Genomic DNA, 2,459 nt, shown 5'->3' with positions numbered 1-2,459 from the left:
ACCGCTGATCAGGCCGCGTGGACGCACACGCAGATCCGCGCCATCGAGCTGGATCCCGCGTGGCGCGGCGGAGACTACTACGCGGGTCCCGGCCCGACCTCCGGCCTGGCGCTGGCCCGCCAGATCGCGCACACCACCTACCGCTCCCCCTCCGAGCTCGACGAACGCTTCGGTCGTATCCCCCAGAACGACGAGGACCCCCTGCACGGGGGTCGCCTCGCGGTGGAGTCCTACCTGGATTACCACGGCGAGAAGATCCTGCGCCGCTTCGATGCCGGCTCCTACGTGACGCTGTGCCGCACGATGCTCTCCCACGACGTGGGTCGCGACCGCGGCGGCGTCGCTCAGGCCCTCAAGGCCGTCACCGCCCGTACCCTCGTCGTCGCCGTCGACTCCGACCGGCTTTTCTTCCCCGAACAGGTCTGGCAGATGGCGTCGGGTATTCCCGGCGCGTTCTACCGTGAAATCCACTCCGACCACGGGCACGACGGCTTCCTCATCGAACACGACCAACTCACCGCACTGCTCAACGAGTTCCTCAACGAGCGCATCCCCTCGCGCGCATCCTCCTTCGCCTGATCAGCGCCGCTTTCTCCGCGAGGCCGCCCCGGTTTCTCCTCCTCATCGACGAGGCGCCGGCGGCCTCGCGCGTTATGCTGACCCAATGAGCGTTACCAGCAATCCCACGCACGGCGGCGAGCTCACCCCCGACACGAGCGGCCTGCCCGACTTTTCCGGGGTAGATCCCCAGGCCTCGTCGGACGATTCGATCCCCGAGCGCGACGTCATGGCCCCCTGGGGCCAGGCCGGCCCTCCCGGGCCCCAGTGGCGCGCCGANACCCCGGCCTCGTCAATGAAAGCGCGCATCGCGGCGCGCACCGCGAGAGAACAGGACCGCACTGCCCCGCGCGGATTGGCCCCCACCAGGCGGGATGCTTCAGCTAACACGCGCCAGCCATGTCCCCGGCTCGGCGTACTCACTCGCAGTTGGCAGCGCCTCAATGCCGGACAGCAGCGTTCCAATCGCGCCCGCGCGCACGACCGTGCGGGCAAAACCCTCCGTCTGGGCTTGAAGCAGCTCCACACCCGCCAACGGCATCCCCGCAGCCGCACACGCCCGCACCAGCGCGACCCCACCCGCGTGCGCACGGTGAGTGCGCAGCCAATGAATCGACGGCAGGTCCCGGGGGGTGAGGACCTCCATCTCCGCGGTCGGCAGCGCATCCAGCAGGAGAACGATACGCACCAGCTCGTCGCTGCGCTCCGGCAGCGAACGCACCAGATCCGCGACATAGGGGACGAGGTGGGGAGCGTGGGTCAGGTGGACGCCGCGCAATCCGGTACACAGGGACACCCAGCGGCACCAATCCGTCTGATCCAGAGCATAGCGCTGAGCGTCCGCCAGCACGTTGGGGGCCACCAGGACACGCCGCCCGGCCGCCACGTCCCAAATGCCCGTCGCGTCTTTTGCGAGCGCACGCAGCACGATGGCTTCGGCTGCCAGAACCATGGGGGTGCGAGTGTCCTCGAAGCGATCCATGATTGCCCCGACCCGGCGAATCAAACCCCTGCGATCAACGACGAGTGAGCTTGATTCGGCAACGGTCGCTGCGGCCTCGGGCAGGGTCGACAGCTCCGCGAGCAAGCGATTCGACCAGGCCACCGACCTGCGCAGGCGCGCCACGACAGCCGAGGCCCCCACCCGCGAGGCCGACGGACCCGCGTAGGACATCGAAGCGAGAACTCCCGCGACGTCGCGCGGGCCAAACGGCATATCCATGGGCCTAGTTTAGCCCGGCGAGACCCTCCTCGAAGGCGTCCAAGTAGCCGCGCGTGGCGTAGGCGCCACTCGTCACTTGATCGTGGCCGATCGACACAAGGAGGAGACGACCTCCCTGAGTGATCACGGAGCCCGACAGGGAGGTCACCTCGTGAAGCGAGCCGGTTTTAGCTTGGACGTTACCGCCGGTGGGGGCCTCGGCCATCCGGTTGGAGAGCGTACCCACCAGACCCGCCCAGGGCAAAAGACGCATCGTGTCCGCGCTGGTTCCCCGCCCCGCATACGAAGCCTTCAGGACGCCAACGAGCGTGTTGGCGGTGATCTTGTCGTTGCTGGACAATCCCGAGCAGTCCTCCAAGTAGAGGTCGTCCGTGGGGATACCCGCGGACGTCAAAGCATCCTTGACCGTCGAGGTCGCACCCTCGTAAGTGGAGGGACTCCCGGCTGCTCGCGCAGCGAGGCGGCAATACTGGTCGGCGAGCGTGTTATCGGAATGGGCTAGCATCCAGCGCAACTGTTCACCTATCGTCGCGGAGGAAACCGACGCGAGGGAGGACGCTCCCGCGGGGGCTTCCCCGGCCTCGCCCATGCTCACCGTGATTCCCGCAGACGTGAGAGCCTGCGCAAAAACCTCGGCGACATGGCCGGGGGCATCGGCGTAGAACTCGATCGCGCCCTC

The 2,459-nt window shown here is 67.8% G+C and carries 3 protein-coding genes; 1 reads left to right on the top strand and 2 read right to left on the bottom strand.

The window, feature by feature from the left end; all coding sequences use genetic code 11:
• The coding region (locus BQ7477_RS02365) for an alpha/beta fold hydrolase (protein WP_129582478.1) at positions 1 to 579 on the top strand (579 nt) is incomplete at its 5' end.
• A 358-nt stretch (positions 580 to 937) separates the two neighbouring features.
• On the opposite strand, the gene BQ7477_RS02360 is transcribed toward BQ7477_RS02365, so the two are convergent.
• The gene (locus BQ7477_RS02360) at positions 938 to 1,780 is read right to left on the bottom strand and encodes a zinc-dependent metalloprotease (protein WP_073982670.1); all 843 of its coding nucleotides are present in this window, start codon (positions 1,778 to 1,780) and stop codon (positions 938 to 940) included.
• A 4-nt stretch (positions 1,781 to 1,784) separates the two neighbouring features.
• The coding region (gene dacB, locus BQ7477_RS02355) for a D-alanyl-D-alanine carboxypeptidase/D-alanyl-D-alanine endopeptidase (protein ID WP_073982681.1) at positions 1,785 to 2,459 on the bottom strand (675 nt) is incomplete at its 5' end.

The organism is Actinomyces bouchesdurhonensis (assembly GCF_900128465.1).
In the GTDB taxonomy this organism is placed as follows: Bacteria; Actinomycetota; Actinomycetes; order Actinomycetales; family Actinomycetaceae; genus Pauljensenia; species Pauljensenia bouchesdurhonensis.
Note: the sequence above shows the minus strand (reverse complement) of the source record. Positions and strands in the feature narration are given on the sequence as shown.

What these genes read in the sequence shown, in the direction of transcription:
- BQ7477_RS02360 (WP_073982670.1), bottom strand. Translation starts at nt 1,780, where the DNA reads ATGGATATGCCGTTTGGCCCGCGCGACGTCGCGGGAGTTCTCGCTTCG.